General features: G+C 46.5%; 17 protein-coding genes and 6 tRNA genes. 14 read left to right on the plus strand and 9 right to left on the minus strand.

Going from position 1 to position 19,182, the window contains the following annotated elements:
* Nucleotides 1-27: 27 nt before the first annotated feature.
* The 3 genes from CEW91_RS04110 to CEW91_RS04120 all read left to right on the plus strand — a co-directional run bounded on the left by CEW91_RS04110 (nt 28) and on the right by CEW91_RS04120 (nt 3,015).
* Nucleotides 28-246, plus strand: coding sequence for a DUF2061 domain-containing protein (locus CEW91_RS04110; protein ID WP_088767787.1), 219 nt, complete (start codon nt 28-30; stop codon nt 244-246).
* Nucleotides 176-679 carry a DUF2919 family protein gene (locus CEW91_RS04115; protein ID WP_088767788.1) on the plus strand — a complete coding sequence of 168 codons (504 nt, stop codon included), beginning with the start codon at nt 176-178 and terminating at the stop codon, nt 677-679. The genes CEW91_RS04110 and CEW91_RS04115 overlap by 71 nt, the downstream gene beginning before the upstream one ends.
* A gap of 71 nt (nt 680-750) precedes the next feature.
* Complete coding sequence (locus CEW91_RS04120) at nt 751-3,015, plus strand: bifunctional diguanylate cyclase/phosphodiesterase (protein WP_232507024.1); 2,265 nt, start codon at nt 751-753, stop codon at nt 3,013-3,015.
* On the opposite strand, the gene CEW91_RS04125 is transcribed toward CEW91_RS04120, so the two are convergent.
* Entirely contained in the window at nt 3,002-3,862 is an 861-nt protein-coding gene (locus CEW91_RS04125; protein WP_088767789.1) for a DMT family transporter, read from the minus strand. The genes CEW91_RS04120 and CEW91_RS04125 overlap by 14 nt on opposite strands.
* Before the next feature lie 102 nt (nt 3,863-3,964).
* On the opposite strand from CEW91_RS04125, the gene CEW91_RS04130 reads away from it, so the two are divergent.
* On the plus strand, nt 3,965-4,858 hold the full coding sequence (locus tag CEW91_RS04130) for a LysR substrate-binding domain-containing protein (RefSeq protein ID WP_088767790.1): 894 nt from the start codon (nt 3,965-3,967) through the stop codon (nt 4,856-4,858).
* A 34-nt stretch (nt 4,859-4,892) separates the two neighbouring features.
* Here the strand turns inward: CEW91_RS04130 and CEW91_RS04135 are convergent, their stop codons facing one another.
* The 3 genes from CEW91_RS04135 to CEW91_RS04145 form a co-directional block, all read right to left on the minus strand.
* Nucleotides 4,893-5,114 carry a TM2 domain-containing protein gene (locus tag CEW91_RS04135; RefSeq protein WP_088767791.1) on the minus strand — a complete coding sequence of 74 codons (222 nt, stop codon included), beginning with the start codon at nt 5,112-5,114 and terminating at the stop codon, nt 4,893-4,895.
* Between the two features lie 98 nt (nt 5,115-5,212).
* Nucleotides 5,213-5,902 carry an aspartate/glutamate racemase family protein gene (locus CEW91_RS04140; RefSeq protein ID WP_088767792.1) on the minus strand — a complete coding sequence of 230 codons (690 nt, stop codon included), beginning with the start codon at nt 5,900-5,902 and terminating at the stop codon, nt 5,213-5,215.
* Between the two features lie 82 nt (nt 5,903-5,984).
* Nucleotides 5,985-7,265, minus strand: coding sequence for an acetyl-CoA hydrolase/transferase family protein (locus tag CEW91_RS04145; RefSeq protein ID WP_088767793.1), 1,281 nt, complete (start codon nt 7,263-7,265; stop codon nt 5,985-5,987).
* 203 nt (nt 7,266-7,468) lie between these two features.
* Between CEW91_RS04145 and CEW91_RS04150 the strand changes: the two genes are divergently transcribed.
* Nucleotides 7,469-9,307 carry a methyl-accepting chemotaxis protein gene (locus CEW91_RS04150; protein ID WP_088767794.1) on the plus strand — a complete coding sequence of 613 codons (1,839 nt, stop codon included), beginning with the start codon at nt 7,469-7,471 and terminating at the stop codon, nt 9,305-9,307.
* A gap of 9 nt (nt 9,308-9,316) precedes the next feature.
* Here CEW91_RS04150 and fghA read toward each other — a convergent pair whose 3' ends face one another.
* A complete protein-coding gene (gene fghA, locus CEW91_RS04155; RefSeq protein WP_088769349.1) occupies nt 9,317-10,153 on the minus strand; it encodes an S-formylglutathione hydrolase in 837 nt (278 codons plus the stop codon).
* Between the two features lie 11 nt (nt 10,154-10,164).
* Nucleotides 10,165-11,283 carry an S-(hydroxymethyl)glutathione dehydrogenase/class III alcohol dehydrogenase gene (locus CEW91_RS04160; protein WP_088767795.1) on the minus strand — a complete coding sequence of 373 codons (1,119 nt, stop codon included), beginning with the start codon at nt 11,281-11,283 and terminating at the stop codon, nt 10,165-10,167.
* A 131-nt stretch (nt 11,284-11,414) separates the two neighbouring features.
* Here CEW91_RS04160 and CEW91_RS04165 point away from each other — a divergent pair, with 131 nt between their 5' ends.
* Nucleotides 11,415-12,284 carry a LysR family transcriptional regulator gene (locus tag CEW91_RS04165; protein WP_088767796.1) on the plus strand — a complete coding sequence of 290 codons (870 nt, stop codon included), beginning with the start codon at nt 11,415-11,417 and terminating at the stop codon, nt 12,282-12,284.
* Nucleotides 12,285-12,299: 15 nt separating this feature from the next.
* Here the strand turns inward: CEW91_RS04165 and CEW91_RS04170 are convergent.
* Together CEW91_RS04170 and CEW91_RS04175 are read right to left on the minus strand one after the other, a co-directional pair.
* Nucleotides 12,300-12,375: transfer RNA gene (locus tag CEW91_RS04170), tRNA-Val, on the minus strand.
* Between the two features lie 36 nt (nt 12,376-12,411).
* Nucleotides 12,412-12,487: transfer RNA gene (locus tag CEW91_RS04175), tRNA-Val, on the minus strand.
* 192 nt (nt 12,488-12,679) lie between these two features.
* Here CEW91_RS04175 and gltX point away from each other — a divergent pair.
* From gltX to CEW91_RS04205, 6 genes are all read left to right on the plus strand, one after another.
* Nucleotides 12,680-14,086, plus strand: coding sequence for a glutamate--tRNA ligase (gene gltX, locus CEW91_RS04180; RefSeq protein ID WP_088767797.1), 1,407 nt, complete (start codon nt 12,680-12,682; stop codon nt 14,084-14,086).
* A 30-nt stretch (nt 14,087-14,116) separates the two neighbouring features.
* Nucleotides 14,117-14,773, plus strand: a complete 657-nt coding sequence (gene can, locus CEW91_RS04185; protein ID WP_088767798.1) for a carbonate dehydratase — start codon at nt 14,117-14,119, stop codon at nt 14,771-14,773.
* A 135-nt stretch (nt 14,774-14,908) separates the two neighbouring features.
* Nucleotides 14,909-14,984 (plus strand) — tRNA-Ala (locus CEW91_RS04190).
* A gap of 46 nt (nt 14,985-15,030) precedes the next feature.
* Nucleotides 15,031-15,106 (plus strand) — tRNA-Glu (locus CEW91_RS04195).
* Nucleotides 15,107-15,137: 31 nt separating this feature from the next.
* A tRNA-Glu gene (locus CEW91_RS04200) sits at nt 15,138-15,213 on the plus strand.
* A 41-nt stretch (nt 15,214-15,254) separates the two neighbouring features.
* Nucleotides 15,255-15,330 (plus strand) — tRNA-Glu (locus CEW91_RS04205).
* A gap of 48 nt (nt 15,331-15,378) precedes the next feature.
* On the opposite strand, the gene CEW91_RS04210 is transcribed toward CEW91_RS04205, so the two are convergent.
* Nucleotides 15,379-15,996: an arylesterase gene (locus tag CEW91_RS04210; RefSeq protein ID WP_088767799.1), complete on the minus strand. Its 618-nt coding sequence runs from the start codon at nt 15,994-15,996 to the stop codon at nt 15,379-15,381.
* 3 nt (nt 15,997-15,999) lie between these two features.
* On the opposite strand from CEW91_RS04210, the gene CEW91_RS04215 reads away from it, so the two are divergent.
* Together CEW91_RS04215 and CEW91_RS04220 are read left to right on the plus strand one after the other, a co-directional pair.
* Nucleotides 16,000-16,680, plus strand: coding sequence for an ABC transporter ATP-binding protein (locus CEW91_RS04215; RefSeq protein WP_088767800.1), 681 nt, complete (start codon nt 16,000-16,002; stop codon nt 16,678-16,680).
* On the plus strand, nt 16,670-19,174 hold the full coding sequence (locus tag CEW91_RS04220; RefSeq protein ID WP_088767801.1) for an ABC transporter permease: 2,505 nt from the start codon (nt 16,670-16,672) through the stop codon (nt 19,172-19,174). The genes CEW91_RS04215 and CEW91_RS04220 overlap by 11 nt, the downstream gene beginning before the upstream one ends.
* The last annotated feature ends 8 nt before the right edge of the window (nt 19,175-19,182 follow it).

The following is a 19,182-nucleotide window of genomic DNA, read 5'->3' on the forward strand; positions in this document are numbered from 1 at the left end:
AGAGTAAAAGTCATGCGGGAGGAATTTATGAAAGACGCAGCGAAAACCGTTTCATTTGGTATTATGCACTTCGCTATTGCATTTAGTGTGGTGTGGTTGATGACAGGCGATGTGGTTCTTGGAGGTGCAGTGGCGCTGATAGAACCGTTAGTGAATACAGTAGGTTATTATTTCCATGAAAAAATCTGGCAGCGCACAGATAAGCGCCGGACAGCAACTGTACGAGAAAGCACGTTACTTGGATAAAGAGGGCAGAGCGAGCTTCCCGCTCTCGCTCCTGCTTGTCATTCTGTTTCAAATGCGCGGTTATGTGGCTGGCATTATTTCCATCACTTTCGCGGAAGACCGCACTCGACTTCTCAAACTCTTCTATACCAACACCGAGCAGTTTGGTGTCATGTTATTGGTGGGCTTACCCGCTTTAGTTGTGCTTTTAGCAACCGCTTTTGCGGCTGAAGACGACCGCAACTGGGCAAATGCTGTCATGCGATTTGCCCAGCCGTTATTGATGCTTTCTTTACTGGTTGATGCAGTGCTCATTGGCTGGCTTTTTGTCGAGAGTTACGGCGCGTTTTCGTTTGGACGTGCCGCTATCGTATTTGGCTGGTTTATTTGTATTTGGTATTTATTAAACTCTCGCCGCTGGCGCTTTTACCGCTCCCACCTAAGTAACATTTAGAAAACAATAAAAGATTGATTTCATTAAGATAAAGCTCTTTAATGGTGACTCGTTAACGAACAAGTTGTTATATGGGCTTTTTAAATCGTTTTTTCTTATTTTATAAAGAAGGGAACTCGGATAGTAATGTTCCTTACTGGAGAGTTAGCGCATTAAGAATTATTCTTTTTTCCGGAATGATTCTCTGTCTCGCTGTTTTTCTTAACAGTTTTAGTGACGCAGTCGACGCAAACTTGGCCCATATTTTGGTAATAACGTCTTCATTTCTCATTGCGATGCTTGGCTTATTATGGCTTAGCAGCGGCTACTATCGTTTTTGTGCCCATTTATTATTGTTAACGATAGTTGGAGCCAGTACGGCTTGTAATCTTTTTTTAGCAGACCCCGGGTTAGCTCAAATCGGTTCTATGCTGATGTATGCTTGCCCTTTAATTGCCTTGATGCTCATAAGCGGCCGCGTTGCGTTATTTTATGGCGTGATTAATATCATCCCATTTCTTCTTATTTCGAATAATATTAACCTCGCTTTTTTTGCGCAACCTGAAGTTCAGTTTCCTAACGTGACTTGGTACATCTCGGGAACCATGTTTGTCTTTTTTAACGTGTGTATACCGTTAGCATTTGGGAGAACCATAGTCGCAGCTAAAAGGTTGAATGATCAGGTTATACAAGTTAACGAGGGGTTAAAAAACAAAAACATTTTATATCGCGTTTTTTTTGCCGAATCACGACGCCCTAAAATCGTTGCTGATTGTGACGGAATAATTATTGATTTTAACAGAAGAGCAAAAGAAGTATTTTTTCTTAATGAGAACTTAAAAAGCAGCGATGTTTCTATTAGAGAGCTTTTCTCTGAGCTGAGTGAGGAAAGCTTAAACTCAGGTCACCAAATTATTTCGCACGAGAATACTTATCAGCGAGTAGCTAAGCTATTGATACCTGATGCTCAGTCTTATGTGTATGAATTTGTAGACTGTACTCAAGAAAAGCGCTTACAAGGCCATTTAACGGAGTTAGAAAACCAAAATAAGCGACTTAGATATATCGATTCGCAAACAAACTTACCGAACAAAGAGTGGTTTGAACTACAGTGCAGTAAACTCATAACAAAGTCAGGGAGAGACTTTTACGTTGTCGTTGCTCAAAGTGAAAGCACGGATTACCTTCGTTTAAAACATGGAGATGATGTCGTTAAGCAATTTTTAGTATCCAGTTACAACAGGCTAAAGAAAAATTCACTTAACCCCTGTTTAATTGCGAGTATCTCACTCAATCAATTAGTTTTCATACTGCCAGGTAAGCTCAGTCATAATCTGAGTAATATTCTTTCAGAGTTAAAAGATACCTTAGACAGAGAATACGTTTCACAGGGAGTGCGATCTCAACAATCCTTCAAATTTGGAGTGGCTAGCTTTCCAGAGCACAGCAAGCTTTCCGGTGAGTTAGTCTCGTTTGCTAATGAGTCGCTTAAGTTTATTTCAAACAATCAAGTTTTTAGTCTTTACGATGCTGAAAATTCGGAAGACTTTGTTGAGCAACATGAAATTTCTATTCTTTTAGACGAAGCAATATCGCAGAGTGAATTGGATGTCCACTTTCAACCAAAAGTTGACAGTAGCGGAAAGTGCGTAGGGTTAGAGGCTTTGGCACGCTGGAATAGCCAGCTTTTGGGGCATGTTTCACCCGCTAAGTTTATCCCTATCGCAGAAAAGTACAGAATGATCAGCCGACTAACTGATCTCGTTGTGCAAAAAGTTTGTGCGGTTATTGCTAGCTGGCGGGAACAAGATATGCCTTTACCCACTGTCGCGATAAACATTTCGTTCCTTGATTTCTCCCAACCTGATTTTATATCGAAGCTTGTAAAACATTTGGCTGACTTCTCTGTGAAGCCTACCCAAATAGAACTAGAGCTGACAGAGTCGTGCTTAGAGTCTGATGTCGTTGACTCTCTAAATATTATTGAAGAGCTGCAATCATGGGGATTTAAAGTCTCTGTTGATGATTTTGGGGTTGGTTACTCGAGTATTACGCGCTTGGCTTATTATCCAATTAAAAAGCTAAAGCTCGATCGCACTCTGATTCGTCAAATTCACCTGTCTAATCGCCAATATAATTTAGTAAAAGGAATTCACAGGATTTGTGAAGAGTTAGATATAAATTGTGTTGTTGAAGGTGTTGAAATGCAGGAACAGCTAAACTCATTGGTCAAGATTGGATTTTCTGAATTTCAGGGATTCTATTTCTCTAAGCCACTGAGCAAAGCCTCTTATGAACAGCAGCTTAGAGAGAATAATGGTGTTTTTGTTTCGTCTTCTACGCCTAGTCGGCTTTGACTACTCTCGAACGAGAGTTCATTGTCGTTAGCACCGTTAGTGGCACCACAATCAACATAGAGCCGATGTAAAAGCGCATATCGGGTTGCTCGGCAAAGAACACAACACCGAAAAATACCGCTCCGAGTAGCCCTGTGTATTCTGCGCTGGTGACTTGGTTACTGTCCGCTGCACGGTAGGCATAAACGCAGGTTGCCGCATAAATCATTGAAAATAAACTCGAGCCCACCGCAATTAACAGGACATTCCAGTCAAAAGGCGCAAACTCAATCAGCGCTAGAATCAGAGCGGTTGGAATACCTAACAAATTTGTCAGGTATAAAGTGTCGATAATACCGTGTTGCGTCGGTAGTTTCTTAATAAGCAAGTTGTTAAGAGCCAGCGTGGTCGCCACCACTAGTGCCGCTAAGGCAAAGATATTGGCGCCGCTCGGGTTCAATATAACCATGACGCCCACCATGCCTAAAGCGGCTGTTGCCAAAGAAATAATGGTCACTCTTTCTTTAAATAACAGGCGTGCAAAAACGACCGTAATTAATGGCGCTGCGTAAAAAATCGCGTTAGCGGTTGCCAGCGGTAGCGTCGTTAAAGAGACCACCATAAAGACTGTACCCACTAAAAATATGTGCGCGCGGGTTGCGTGCCAACGCAGGTTTTTAGGCAATAAGGGTCTGCGAAAATAAAGAATGACCGGCAATAAGATAAGCGTTGCGCTGAGCTGCCGGAACAGCACAAATTGAAATGGTGCCTCGAAACCATCAAGCAGTTTAATGAGAGAGTCAGACAGAATGACCACGTTATTGCCAAGAACCAAAAGCAATACCGCTAATATCAGGGAACGATCCATACCAACACCTCCGTTAAATTGCTTGAAAGTGTGAGCATTGTACGAAACACTTTATATAAAATATAATGATATTAAATAATCATTATATGAGATATTTAGATAGTGAGTGTTCCGTTCCGAGCGATACATTACTTTGTTGAAGTGGCCCGTTTACAGAGTTTTTCCAGGGCTGCTGAGCAGTTGCATGTCTCTCAAAGTGCAGTCAGTCATCAGGTTAAATTATTAGAGTCCTATTTGGATAAACCACTGTTTGTCCGCAAAGGCCGCACCGTTATGCTTACCGCGGTTGGACAGAGCTATTTCCAAGAAGTGGTTGGTGCGCTGGAGTTAGTCGAAAGCGCAACACGCAACGTGAAAGAAAATGACACGCGGCAAGTACGCTTGGCCATTCATGGATCATTGGCTGTTAAATGGTTAATTCCAGCACTTGATGACTTCAGAGAGCGGTACCCAAATATTGATTTAACCTTGCAAATGCTGACTCAGGATGGTCAGTTCGATAGTCAGTGGGCGGACTGTTTTATTACCACACAACCGCCGGGTACGGGGTACCAACGCTATCATTTGTACGATGAAACACTGAAACCTTACTGTTCTAAGTCGGTTTGGACCGAAGCGCATCGCATTACCGAGCCTGTTGAATTGGCTCGTTTTCCTTTGCTTTCAGCAATTTCTGCTTTCGCAAACGGTAAGCCTGGCACGGATTGGCAGCGCTGGTTTGAAAAAGTGTCATCGCGCCTTCCTAAAACCGCCAGAGTGCATCATTTTAGTCATTTATTGTTAGCGGCTGAAGCGGCTAAGTACGGACAAGGCATTGCGCTTTTAAATGAGTTTATGACCACCGAAGAAGAGCGGAAAAATAGTCTCTTTGAATTGCCTTTCCATAGTATTCGTACAGATGACAGCTTCTATTTTGTCTATCCGTCATCAACCGCAAAAAGTCCGGGGCTAGAAGCCTTGGGGGATTGGTTAGTAACCTTGTGCAGAAATCGTTAGGAGATAGAAGCGTGCGCCAGGCACGCTCTATTGCTTAATTTCTAACCAATCGACCTTGCTTGTCGCGGAAGCCGCCAACCAGAATAACGATAAAGTCGATAAGCGTCCAAAGACCTAGGAAACCCAGGGTCAGAAGCATTAAAATGCCGGTGCCTACCTTGCCAACGACAAAGCGGTGAATACCTAAACTACCCAGGAAAAAGCAAACAATCGCCAAAACAACGCGACTGTGCGGACTGACTTCTGCAGGATCCATAAAAAACTCCAATTGTTGTTGTTATATCCTAAGGTGCTAATTAACGAGGAATTAACACCTTAATAATATGCAGCTAGGAGCTCTTTGATTCAAGAGTTTTAATTTAGCATCCAATCAGCTATGGCTTGGCAGTGAACTTCGGTGGTATCAAATAGTGGTAGTGCAGAGTGTTCCTGCTGCACGAGTAAGCCGATTTCGGTGCAGCCCAAAATAACACCTTGTGCGCCTTTAGCTGACAGGTCATCAATAACTTTTAGATACTGTTTCCGTGCATCATCGGTAAATTGACCGTGACAAAGCTCTTTAAAAATGATGCTGTCTACAGTTTTGCTGTCATCCTCTTTGGGTATTAAAACCCTTATATCTCGCTGTTTAAGACGTTCTTTATAAAATGGCTGTTGCATAGTAAAACGAGTGCCTAAAAGTCCAGCTCGTTCAATTTCATTCTTTTTAAGATGGTTGGCCAGAGCATCAACAATATGGATAAGCGGAATGGAAACGGCTGCCTCAATTTCAGGGGCGACTTTGTGCATCGTGTTGGTTGCAATAACAATACAGTCAGCTCCAGCCTTTTCAAGTTGTCGGGCTTTCGTCACTAGAGCGCTTCCGGCAGCCTCCCAGTCACCTCTGCTCTGCATTTCTTCAATAGGCGCAAAGTTGACACTGGCAAGCAAAATTTCAGCACTATGCAGACCGCCTAACCGCTCATTAATTAATTGATTTAAACGGCGATAATAAGTACTGGTGGACTCCCAGCTCATACCGCCAATAATGCCGACTGTTTTCATCGATACCTCCGCCAGTGTGCACGTAAAAATAGCCTACAATAACGATGGTGTGAAGTTAATAAATGACCTAGACAGAATTTATTTAGGTTATGTTTAAACCCCAATCGTCATAAGCCGCTTTTGCCAGTTCTTCACGGAACTTCGGGTCGGCAATATGAATCAGCTCTCGCGCCCGCTCACTCATGCTCTTAGCGCGTAAGTTAGCCACGCCATGCTCAGTGACAATGTAATGCACGTGGGCGCGGGTGGTGACCACGCCGGCGCCCGGCGCAAGTAATGAACTAATGCGTGATACGGTTCCTCCACAGGCCGTTGAGGGCAGAGCAATCACTGAGCGCCCGCCTTCCGATAAGCTGGCGCCGCGCACAAAATCCATTTGCCCGCCTACGCCGGAGTATATCTTGGTACCAATAGAATCGGCGCAGACTTGTCCGCTTAGGTCGACCTGCAAAGCACTGTTTATCGACATAACTTGTTTATTCTGGCGAATAACCGAGGTGTCATTGGTGTACTCAACATCGAGGAAAAACACTTCCTGGTTATCATCAACAAAGTCATAAAGTGCCTGAGTGCCCATCGCAAAAGTGGTGACGATGCGTCCCCGGTGCTTACGCTTACGGCTATTGTTTATGACGCCACGCTCAACTAAGGGCAATACCCCGTCAGAGAACATTTCGGTGTGAATGCCCAAGTCTTTATGATGATGCAGACACGCTAGTGTCGCATCGGGTATGGCGCCAATGCCCATTTGCAGACAGTCACCGTCGTCAATGAGACCGGCAACGCGCTCACCAATTTTTTGTGTAACAGGGTTTTGTGGCGGTTGTTGATGCAGTGGAATAGGGGCGGTTTCCTCAAAGTAACGATCAAACCGTTTCAATGAAACCAATGCGTCACCGTGTGTGCGAGGCATATTGGGGTTTATCCAGGCAATGACTTTCTTCGCAACTTGTAATGCGGCTCGGGTTGCTTCGACGGATATTCCTAAACTGCAATTGCCGTGTTTATCCGGTGGCGACACTTGAACGATAGTGGCATCTAGCGGCTGCTCACCTGAGCGGAATAACTTAGGAATTTCAGACAGGAAAATAGGGACATAGTCGGCTAGCCCTTGATTCACGGCTTGACGAGTTGAAGCGCCAACGAAAAAAGCGCGCTGGCGAAGGTGTCCTTTAAGCTCCGGGTCGCAAAGTATTTCGCTGTATTCCGTGTGCAGCTGCAGTAGTGTTAGGTCTTTTCGTTGTTTTGCGACTTCTTTCAGACCTTCCAGTAATTTATAGGGTGTGGCCGCCATCGACTGACACCAAATAACATCACCATCGTTAATAATCGAGAGCGCTTCTGCAGCTGAATTAACTTTCATTACGGCTTCCTTTTTAGCGAGAAGTATTGAGCGAGATCAGAAGTATAACCGCTTTGCGTGTGAGGGTATTTACCCAGTAAGTGATACTTATTTTGCCTGTCATACAGTTGTCATAAAAAGTTCATATCATTAACAAAATTGATCATTGCGGAATTATTGACCACTGTCTATTATTCCGCCACTTTTATTGTTGGGTGTTTGCTATGTCAATTCGTAATAAGCTTCTTTCTGTTGGTTTGATCGCCACAGCGGCCTTTATTTTGTTGCTTGCCTTAATGATGCTTTTCCAGTCACAAGTGAGTGAATTACATCGTGCGAGTGAACTTCGAGAGTCCGTACACAATAGCTTGCTGCAATTGCGCCGTGCGGAAAAAGACTTTCTGTTACGAATGGATAAGAGCTACTCAGAGAAGTTAGCTCAACAAGCTGCCATAACTGACAATCGGCTTGAGCAGCTTAATGCTCTGGTTGATGATGAAGCTTCCTCTCAACTGATTGGACAGTTAGAAAGCCAGGTAGAACGTTATAGCAAAAGCTTTGAGCGTTTGGTCAACGCATTTCAGCAGCGCGGGTTAAATGAAAATAGCGGCGCTTATGGCGCGCTGCGCTCAGCAACTCATGAGTTAGAAGAAGCGATTGATACGGCCGGTCGGACTGAGCTTTTGGTTACTTTGTTGCAGGTTCGTCGTAGCGAAAAGGACTTTATGTTGCGTTTTGACGACAAGTATCTCGGCCGGGTAGAGGGCTTGCTGGACGAATTAAAAAGAGAGTTATCTGCAACGCCTGAACTTGCGGAAAAAGTCGATGCGTACCGCCGTGACTTTGGTCGTTATGCAGCACTTTCAAAAGAAATAGGGCTGGATGAAGAGTCTGGAATAAAGGGCGAGGTCAGAACTATTGCCAGCAATATGGAAGCGTCGCTTGAGCAGTTAGATAAAGAGCTGAGCGAATTGCTCGCCTCTCGTCAGGCAACCATGAAGTGGGTACCTGTCGTTGTATTTGCTGTTATCGCACTCATTGTTATTGCAATGCTGTTCTGGGTGATACGTTCCATTAATCAGCCGCTGACCCAATTGCGTGAAGACATGCAAAGGGTTCAGACGAGTAATGACCTGACGTTGTCCTCGGAGAAGTTCCGTGATGACGAGCTTGGCGATTTAGTTGATAGCTTTAATGAACTGCTAAGTTATTTCCGCAGTGTTATTCAGCAAATAAACCAGTCTGTCGAAACGGTGAATAGCCTGACACAGCAAGTGTCTGATACGGTGACCCATACGTCTCAAAACTTGGATATGCAGTCGCATGAAGTGGATCAGGTCGCTGCTGCTATTAATGAAATGGGTAGCACGGCGCATACTATAGCGAATGATGCGGAAGATACCGCTGAGCAGGTGAACAGTCTTTCTGAACAGGCGAAACATGGTAGTACCTCGGTGCAGGCCGGCGTTGAGAAAGTGCGTTATTTAGCAGAACGGTTGAACAGTAGCGTAACGGAAGCGAATACGTTGGCAGAGCGCAGTGCCTCTATTACACAAATTGTGACGGTGATTAATGGTATTGCTGAACAAACCAACTTATTGGCGCTTAATGCGGCTATTGAAGCTGCCCGCGCAGGTGAGCAGGGGCGCGGGTTTGCCGTGGTGGCGGATGAAGTCCGTACACTGGCTTCCCGTACTCAGAAGTCTATTGGTGAGATAGAGTCAATTACTAGTCAACTGAACCAGCAAACTCAGATTATTGTGAATACCCTGCAAGAGTGTAATGAGCTGGGTGAAGAGAGTGCGCAGCACTCTACTGAATCCGATGAGCTATTCAACCGCATTCATACTGAACTGGTTAAAATTAACGACCGTTCGGCCTCTATTGCTACTGCGGTTGAGGAGCAGTCTGCAGTTGTCGACGAAACCGCAAGAAATATTACCCGGGTTCGGGATGCCGGTGTGGAAGCGGCAAATGATGCACAGTCGAACGCTGACGCAGTCACTCAGGTTCGTCAACAAACTGAGCAGCTGCGTCAGGCGGTTATAAAATTTACCGTATGATATGACGTATCACGCGGTCAGGTATTTCGCATGGAAGCGAAGCTGAGCTTCGATAAATGACGAGATGAAGTAATAGCTGTGGTCATAACCGTCGTGTAAATGAACCGTACCGCCGCCGTTAACTTCGCTAATGGCGTCTTTTAAGTTCTCCGGTTTTAACTGTTCTTCTAAAAATCCGTCAGCTAAGCCCTGATCAACTCGAATGGGGAGTGTCTGACCTTTAGATTTGATGATCTCAACGGCGTCGTATCGCTTCCATTGTTCGCGATCATCGCCCAAATACGCGCTAAAGGCTTTTTCACCCCATGGGCATTGTGTTGGGTTGGTAATCGGCGAGAATGCAGAAATACTGGTGTAGCGGTCACTGTTACGTAAACCGATAACCAAGGCTCCGTGACCGCCCATGGAATGACCCGCGATAGCGCGCTTGCCATTAACTGGCAGCTCCGCTTCAACTAGTTCCGGCAGCTCTTTCACAATGTAGTCATACATTTGATAGTTTGACTTCCACGGCTCTTCGGTCGCGTTGACGTAAAAGCCAGCGCCTAAACCTAAGTCATAAGCGCCGTCGGCATCGTCGGCGACATCGTCTCCACGCGGGCTGGTATCGGGAATAATCAACGCGATACCCAGCTCTGTTGCGACACGCTGCGCCCCGGCTTTAGTGGAAAAGTTTTCATCAGTGCAGGTTAGCCCCGATAAAAAATAGACCGCCGGCACTTCCGTTTTTTCTGAGCGCAATGGCAAAAAGACACTGAACTGCATAGCGCAGTTCAGTACTTCAGAGTCATGTTCAAAGCGTAACTGACGGCCGCCAAAACAGCGGGTTTCGCTAACTTGTTTCATTACAGACTCCATTAATAATGAATAACTGAACGAATTGATTTGCCTTCGTGCATTAAATCGAACGCTTTATTAATGTCTTCTAATGGCATGGTATGAGTAATAAAGGTGTCTAAGTCAAACTTACCGTCCATGTATTGTTTAACATAGTCAGGCAGTTCGGTACGACCTTTCACGCCCCCAAAAGCACTGCCGCGCCATACGCGACCTGTCACCAACTGGAACGGACGGGTAGAAATTTCTTCACCGGCGCCGGCAACACCAATAATAACGGATTCGCCCCAGCCTTTGTGACAGCATTCAAGTGCGGCGCGCATAACATCAACGTTACCAATGCACTCAAACGAGAAATCGACACCGCCATCGGTCATATCAACGATGACTTCCTGAATCGGTTTGTCGTATTCGGTTGGGTTCACAAAGTCAGTCGCGCCCAACTCTTGAGCAATCGCTTTTTTGTCATCGTTCACGTCAATAGCAATAATGCGCGAGGCTTTAGCTTGCACAGCGCCAATAATAACGGCCAGACCAATACCGCCCAGACCAAATACGGCAACGGTATCGCCTTCCTGAACCTTGGCTGTGTTTTTAACCGCACCCATGCCGGTAGTAACGCCACAACCCAATAAGCAGACCTTTTCTAATGGTGCTTCTTTAGGAATTTTAGCCAGTGAAATTTCAGGTAGAACGGTATATTCAGAGAAGGTCGAGGTTCCCATGTAGTGATAAATGGTCTCGCCGTCTTTTGAGAAACGGCTGGTACCGTCCGGCATTAACCCCTTACCCTGAGTGGCACGAACCGCCTGACACAGATTGGTTTTACCCGAGGTACAGAACTTACATTCACCACATTCTGCTGTGTATAAAGGAATGACATGGTCACCGACTTCAACTGAAGTGACGCCTTCGCCGACAGACTCAACAATGCCGCCGCCTTCGTGGCCTAATACTGATGGGAAAATACCTTCCGGATCTTTACCCGACAAAGTGTAGGCATCAGTATGGCAGACACCGGTTGCAATGATGCGAACGCGCACTTCGCCTTTTTTCGGTGGTGCAACATCAATAACTTCTTCTTTGAGTGGCTCGCCCGGACCCCAGGCAACCATTGCGCGAGACTTAATTGTTTCCATGATGCGTCCTTTTCCTGTCAACTTGGTAAATGAATTACGTAAAATCTTAGCGTAAGTTTAACTTTTTCTCATAAGCAGGTAATCTTATGTTTTTACAAATTACTTTTTCATATATGAAATAATGGGTTGAAATGAAGCTTTGGCAGGGTATTAGTGAGTTCGCAGCCGTCGCAGAAAAACAAAGTTTTACGGCGGCAGCTAAGCAGTTGGGACTGTCTGTCGCGCAGGTCAGTCGGAATATTGCGGCGTTGGAAAGCCGATTGCAGATGCAGCTTCTGTATCGTTCAACTCGGAGTGTCAGTCTGACAGAGGAGGGCAAACTCTACTTACCGCATTGTCAGCATTTGGTCGCCAGTCTCCGGGATGCCGATCAAGCCATTCAGCAACGCACACAACAGCCACAAGGATTAATTCGCATTACCGCACCTGTCTATTATGGCGAACGCTTTATCGCCCCGCTATTGAATGATTTTCTGCAAATTTATCAGGATTGTCGGCTTGATTTGCAATTGAGCAACGAGCAGGTCGACCTAATTGAAGGCAGTTATGATGTGGCGATACGCTTAGGGCAACTGGGGAACCCAAGATTAAGGGCGCGTAAGTTGGGGACTCGTCGTCACTATGTTGTGGGCGCACCGAGTTATTTTAAAAGCTTTGGGGAGCCTGAAACGATAAATGAACTGGAAGCCCATCGTTGTTTTACGGGCACGGTTAAACAGTGGCGTTTTGAGGTAGAAGGGCGTTCTGAGACTTTCCGACCTGAGCTTTACCTGCATTGTAACAACGGTTTGGCGCTTAGAGACGCAGCGATAAAAGGCTTAGGCTTAGCAATGCTGCCGGACTACTACGTGACAGAGGCATTGGAAACCGGTCAACTGAAAGAGGTTTTGGGACAATTTCGACAAGAAGACGACGGTATTTGGGCCCTGTATCCCGAAAACAGGCAAGTGATTCCGAAAGTCAGAGTTTTGTTAGATTATTTGCTTGAAAATCTTAAATAAGCGGGAGTAAAAAAGTGGTGGTTGCTACTGGGCTCGAACCAGTGACCCTCGCCTTGTAAGGGCGATGCTCTCCCAACTGAGCTAAGCAACCATCCTGAAGGTCTGCAACTAAGGGGAAGAAGAGAAGTGGTGGTTGCTACTGGGCTCGAACCAGTGACCCTCGCCTTGTAAGGGCGATGCTCTCCCAACTGAGCTAAGCAACCATTCTCACTGTGACACTTCTGCGTCGTTGCGAGGAGGCATTATAGGGATCAGATAAAAACTGTCAAATAAAAATTGCGAACTTTGTGCTGTTTGCTGACATTTTAATCATTTCGATTAGCAGATGCGCTGAGCGCTCAGTCTTGATAAACTTGCCGCCATTATTTTGACCGGTTTAAATGAAAGGAAAAAACATGAGTGTGGTAACGCGTTTTGCTCCCAGTCCAACAGGTTATTTGCATGTCGGTGGTGCTCGTACCGCTTTATATTCTTGGTTAGTTGCCAAGGCACAAGGCGGTGAGTTCGTATTACGTATTGAAGACACCGACCGTGAGCGCTCAACACAGCCTGCTATTGATGCAATTTTAGAAGGCATGGAATGGCTAGGGTTAAACTGGGATCGTGGTCCTTATTATCAAACTCAACGTTTTGACCGCTACAAAGAGCTTATTGATAAGCTTTTGGAAGAAGATAAAGCTTACAAGTGCTATTGTTCTGCCGAGCGCTTGGAAAAAATGCGTGAAGAGCAAATGGCAGCCGGTGAAAAGCCTCGCTACGACGGTCATTGCCGTGATAACCCTAACGTTGGCGGTGACAAATACGTTATTCGTTTTCGTAACCCGCAAGAAGGTAGCGTGGTTTTCGATGATCACATTCGCGGGCGTATTGAATTTGCGAATACTGAGCTGGATGATTTGATCATTGCCCGAACCGATGGCACGCCGACCTATAACTTCTGTGTTGTCGTAGATGACTGGGACATGGATATTACGCATGTTGTTCGTGGTGAAGACCACATTAACAACACACCGCGCCAGATTAATATCTTAAAAGCATTAGGAGCGCCCGTACCGCATTACGCACACGTTTCCATGATTTTAGGTGACGACGGTAAGAAGCTTTCTAAACGTCACGGCGCGGTCAGTGTCATGCAATACCGTGATGACGGCTATGTACCTGAAGCGGTCGTTAACTATTTGGCACGCCTGGGCTGGTCTCACGGTGATCAGGAAATATTCAGTCGCGAAGAACTCATTGAATACTTCAAACTGGATGATGTGAATAAAGCAGCATCTGCCTTTAATACCGAAAAGCTGAATTGGCTAAATCAGCACTATATGAAAACACTGCCGGCTGAAGAAGTGGCGCCACAACTGCAGTGGCAGTTTGACCAAATTGGCGTGGATACCAGCAGCGGCCCTGCTCTTGAAAAAGTGGTTGGTTTGCAAGCGGATCGGGTGAAAACCTTGAAAGAAATGGCTGCTATTAGCCGCTATTTCTTTGAGTCAGTAGAAGAGTTTGACGAAAAAGCGGCGAAGAAGCATTTACGTCCGGTGGCGAAAGAACCACTACTGAAAGCAAAAGAACTGCTTGGAGCAGTGAACGACTGGAGTGCTGATACGATTCAGGCCGCAATTAATCAAACGGCCGCTGATTTGGATGTCGGAATGGGCAAAGTAGGTATGCCTTTAAGGGTAGCCGCTACCGGTGGAGGTAACTCTCCTTCGTTAGGTGAAACTCTGGAATTAATACCCCAAAAAACCGTTTTGGCGCGAATTGACCTTGCTTTAGAATTTATAGCTCAGCGTGAGAGTGCGTAACATTGCGTTAAAACGGCTTCAGGATACATCATGCCAGACATTAAGCATTTGATTGAAAACAATAAAGCGTGGGCGGAAGAGCAGATCCAAAGGGATCCTGACTTCTTTAAACGTTTGGTAGGGCAGCAAGCTCCAGAGTACTTATGGATTGGTTGCTCTGACAGTCGAGTGCCGGCGAATCAGATTGTAGGTATGGATCCTGGCGAGTTGTTTGTTCACAGGAATGTGGCAAACCAGGTTATTCAGACAGACTTTAACTGCCTGTCTGTGATTCAGTTTGCGATAGAAACCCTCAAAGTACGTCATGTGTTGGTCGTGGGTCATTATGGCTGTGGCGGTGTCAAAGCCGCCATGGAGTCAAAACCTCATGGTTTGGTTGACCATTGGCTGTATCCGATTCGCGACGTGTACCGGGAGCATGCCGATGAAATAGCGGCTCTGGAAGACTCTCAAAAAGTTGATCGTCTGTGCGAATTGAATGTCATAGAGCAGGTAAAAAACCTGGCTAAAACAAATGTTGTTCAGGAAGCCTGGGATAGAGAACAACCTCTTACGTTACATGGTTGGGTTTATCGTTTGGATAACGGTTTAGTGAATGACATGAATGTGTCTGTTTCAAGTCGGGAAGGGTTGGAAGAGGTGTATCATGTTTATCACCAAAAACTGCCGGCCGGCCTGAAAAAATAGTTTTTGATGAATAACTGAACAAACTGCCATAAAAACAGCCAAACAGTCTTATTTTTTCAAAAAATAGTTGACACATTAGCGCCGCTCGAAATAGAATGCGCCCCGCTGTCAAGGCAGTCTGTGATTGCCAGGTGCGGGGCTATAGCTCAGCTGGGAGAGCGCTTGCATGGCATGCAAGAGGTCAGCGGTTCGATCCCGCTTAGCTCCACCACGTTGTTTTCGGTAGAGCACCGACAGTAGTAAAAGTATTTGGTTGCGTCCCCTTCGTCTAGAGGCCTAGGACACCGCCCTTTCACGGCGGTAACAGGGGTTCGAATCCCCTAGGGGACGCCAGTCAAATACCGTGATGCAAAGTGATTATTGCGTCCCCTTCGTCTAGAGGCCTAGGACACCGCCCTTTCACGGCGGTAACAGGGGTTCGAATCCCCTAGGGGACGCCATCTCTTTTAAGAGAGTCACAGCTCACATCAAACAGTCCAGGGTCCCCTTCGTCTAGAGGCCTAGGACACCGCCCTTTCACGGCGGTAACAGGGGTTCGAATCCCCTAGGGGACGCCATTTTTCAGGACAATACATTAACCGCCCGAAGGCGGTTTTTTTGTGCCTTTATTTTGCCAATTCGAGTAAATAGGGCTCTAAAAAGTCAGCGATTTTTGGCTGGGCTTCCGCGGTGGGGTGAATGCCATCGTTCTGCACATAGTCTGGGTTAGTCGCTATTTTCTCCATAAAGAACGGCACGAGTTTAACGCCTTCTTCTTTCGCAACCTCCTCAAAAACTTGTCGAAACTGTTCGGCGAATCTCTGACCATAGTTGGGTGGCACCATAACCTGGCTCAACGCTACTTTAACGTCTTGTTCCTTTGCTTTATCGATCATTTGTTTCAAGTTTGACCGAACTGTGTTGAGGTCAAAGCCTCTAAGTCCATCGTTGCCGCCAAGCTCTATAAATAATGCGTCGGGTTGGTGACGCTCTAAAACGCCTTCTAAGCGGCTCAAACCACCACGAGTGGTTTCGCCACTAATACTGGCGTTTATGATGTTAATATCGGGGTGAGAGCTGTTCCAGCGACGGTCAAGTTCGGCCACCCAGGTTTGCTCCTGTGAAAGGCCGTAACCAGCGCTTAGGCTGTCACCTAAAACGACAAGTGAGACATTTGCGGAAACACTGCGTATAACTAACAACAGTGATAAAAATAGACATGTTTTCAAAAGGAAGTTTTTCATTTTATGCTCATTCAAGCTCAACAACTGGAAAAAACCGTAGACACCTCTGAGGGGCCATTACAGATTCTGCAGCCAATTAACGTCAGTATCAATGCTGGCGAGACTGTTGCCATTGTCGGCGCGTCAGGCTCCGGTAAATCGACGTTATTGTCGCTGCTTGCGGGATTAGACCTCGCATCCTCCGGAGAGGTTCTTATAGAAAACGAAAAACTCAGCGAATTGGATGAAGAGCAGCGCGCGAAAGTTCGTGCTGACAAAGTTGGCTTTATCTTTCAGTCGTTCCTATTGGTGCCAAGTTTAAGTGCGCTGGAAAACGTCATGCTACCGGCTGAATTGGCCGGTCATAAAGGCGCAGAGAAAGAAGCCCGAGAACTATTAGCCAAAGTCGGGCTGGAAGATCGCTGGCACCATTATCCGAACCAGTTGTCAGGCGGTGAACAACAGCGTGTTGCTATTGCGCGTGCATTTGTCGGTCAGCCAAAAATTTTGTTTGCCGATGAACCTACTGGCAATCTTGATGCTAAAACCGGTGGTAAGGTCGAAGAATTATTATTCAACCTCAACAAAGACTACGGCACAACGTTGATTATGGTGACACACGATCAACAGTTGGCGAAGCGCTGTCAGCGCGTGCTGCAAATGGAAGCAGGGCAGTTATCGGAGGCAGCACAGGATGTGGCATAAAATTTCGTTTCGTTTGCTTAAGCAGGAGCTGAAACGAGGTGAGCTGACAATTATGGCGCTGGCGATTATTTTGTCGGTGACCGCCGTGTTGTCTCTTTCTATTTTCAGTGACCGTCTACAAGCCGGACTCACGGAGCGCAGCAGTGAGTTCTTGGCCGCGGATCGTGTTTTGAGCTCTCGTCGTGACATACCTCAGGAATGGCTTGACCAAGCCGGACAAATGGAGCTGCAAACGGCCTGGAAAGTTGTATTCAACTCCATGGCGTTCTCTGGTGAGAGCATGACCCTGGTGGACGTCAAAGCAGTCAGCGACGGTTATCCGTTACGGGGGGAACTGGAAATTGCAGACCAGCCGTTTGGGCAAGGGTATGTGGCTGAAGGACTGCCTGCTGAAGGCGAGGCTTGGGTGGCATCACAACTGTTTCAAGCTTTACAGCTGGATATTGGTGACTCGATTGAGGTGGGCAACAGCAGTTTTAAAGTGACTAAGGTCGTCACTTACGAGCCTGATGTCGGTTTTTCGGTCTTTACCGACAGCCCCAATGTTATTATTCGTCATTCTCAACTCGATGAAACAGGGCTCATTCAACCGGGCAGCCGAGTGCGTTTTAACGTGTTAATGGCCGGTAAATCAGACGCTATTGATGCGTACGAAGACTGGCTGCTACCTCGACTTAATGACGATACGCACAGCTGGCGTAGTATTGAAGATGGTGACAGCCCGTTGTCACGTTCATTAAACCGTGCTGAGCGCTTCATGATGTTGGCAAGCCTATTAGGCGTGGTATTAGCTGCTACCGCTGTTGCTGTGGCTGCGCAACGTTATTGTCAGCGAAACTACGACGTGGTCGCTATTTTTAAAACCTTAGGGGCTGACAAAAAGCAAATACGGCGTATTTTCATTCTGCACTTGTTGTTATTAACCGCAGTGAGTGTCGCTATTGGTATGCTGCTGGGCTGGGCTATTCAGTACTTTGTGATTGAGTGGGTCTCTCAAAAGCTTGATGCAACCTTGCCGCAATCTGGCTGGCAACCATACGCACTGGCGGCAGCAACTGGTGTTATCAGTGCGGTTATGTTTACCTTGTATCCGCTGTTCCGCTTGGTGGCGATACCGCCGTTGCGTGTGCTGCACCGTCAGTTAACCGCGGGTAACGCCATTCGTTGGCTGCAATGGGTACTAAGTGGTGGCACCATTTATGCGTTGTTGGTGATTTACAGTCAGCAATGGTGGTTATCGACCGCCTTGTTTGCCGGTGGCGCCGTTGCCGCTGTTATCCTGCTAGGGTTGGGTCGTTTGTTTATTTCAGCCAGCCGCAAGGCCGGTATGCAGGCGGGGAGTAGCTGGCGCCTGGCTATGGCGGGTCTGCAACGTCGGGCGGCGCAAAACAGCGTGCAAATGCTGAGCTTCTCAACAGCCATTATGTTGCTGTTATTAGTGATTGTTTTACGCAACGACCTACTGGAAGACTGGAAACGACAGTTACCAGCAGACGCTCCGAACTACTTTGCCATTAATATTGCTCAGGACAATGTTGATGATATGCAGGCAATGTTTGAGCGCGAAAATATTCCGTCGACTGATCTCTACCCGATTGTTCCGGGTCGTTTAACTCACATTAATGGTGAAAAGCTACGTGATGAAGTCACCAAGGAGGACCGTGATGACGAAGACGCAGAAGGGCGTGAAGGGATTGGTCGGGAGCTGTCGCTGACATGGCGCGATACCCTACCTCCTAACAACGAGTTAACCGCCGGTCAGTGGTGGGGCGATGACGCAAAACCTCAGGTGTCTGTTGAGCTGAATGTGTCAGAGCGACTGGATATTAAAGTGGGTGATGAACTACGCTTTAATTTAGGGGGGCAGGAGTTCACTGTGCCGGTGACCAGTTTACGAAAAGCCGACTGGAATACGCTGCAGCCGAACTTTTACATGATATTCAACACCTCGACATTGGAAGACTTTCCGGCGACCTATATCACCAGTTTTAGGTTAGGCGAAGAACGTAAGAGTGAGCTTTATGAACTCTTTAAGCCTTTCCCACAAACGTCGTTGATTGATCTGGATGCGATGATTGATCAGATACGAGAGGTGATTGGGCAAGTTAGTCTGGCGATAGTGTTTGTGTTGGTTCTCGTGATAATCGCAGGTTCACTGGTCTTGGTCGCACAGGTTCAGGCGAGCATGGAAGAACGGCAGAAAGAACTTGTGATTCTGCGGACGCTGGGTGCGCCTGGTAAATTATTGAGTCGTAGCATTACTTACGAGTTTTTGGTGTTGGGTGCTATTAGCGGATTAATAGCCACACTGGCGATGGAAATATCCTTGTTCATATTGCAAAACCAAGTATTTAACATGACGCCGGTAATCCACTGGAAGTTATGGCTTGTAGGACCGCTTTGCGGCGCTTTGGTGGTGGCTATTTTAGGTCGCTTGTCGTGTTATCGCTTAATTAAACGCAATACGGCGCAGCTTATCCGCAAGCTTGCGTAAGTTTGCGC

Source organism: Idiomarina piscisalsi (assembly GCF_002211765.1).
GTDB classification, from domain to species: domain Bacteria; phylum Pseudomonadota; class Gammaproteobacteria; order Enterobacterales; family Alteromonadaceae; genus Idiomarina; species Idiomarina piscisalsi_A.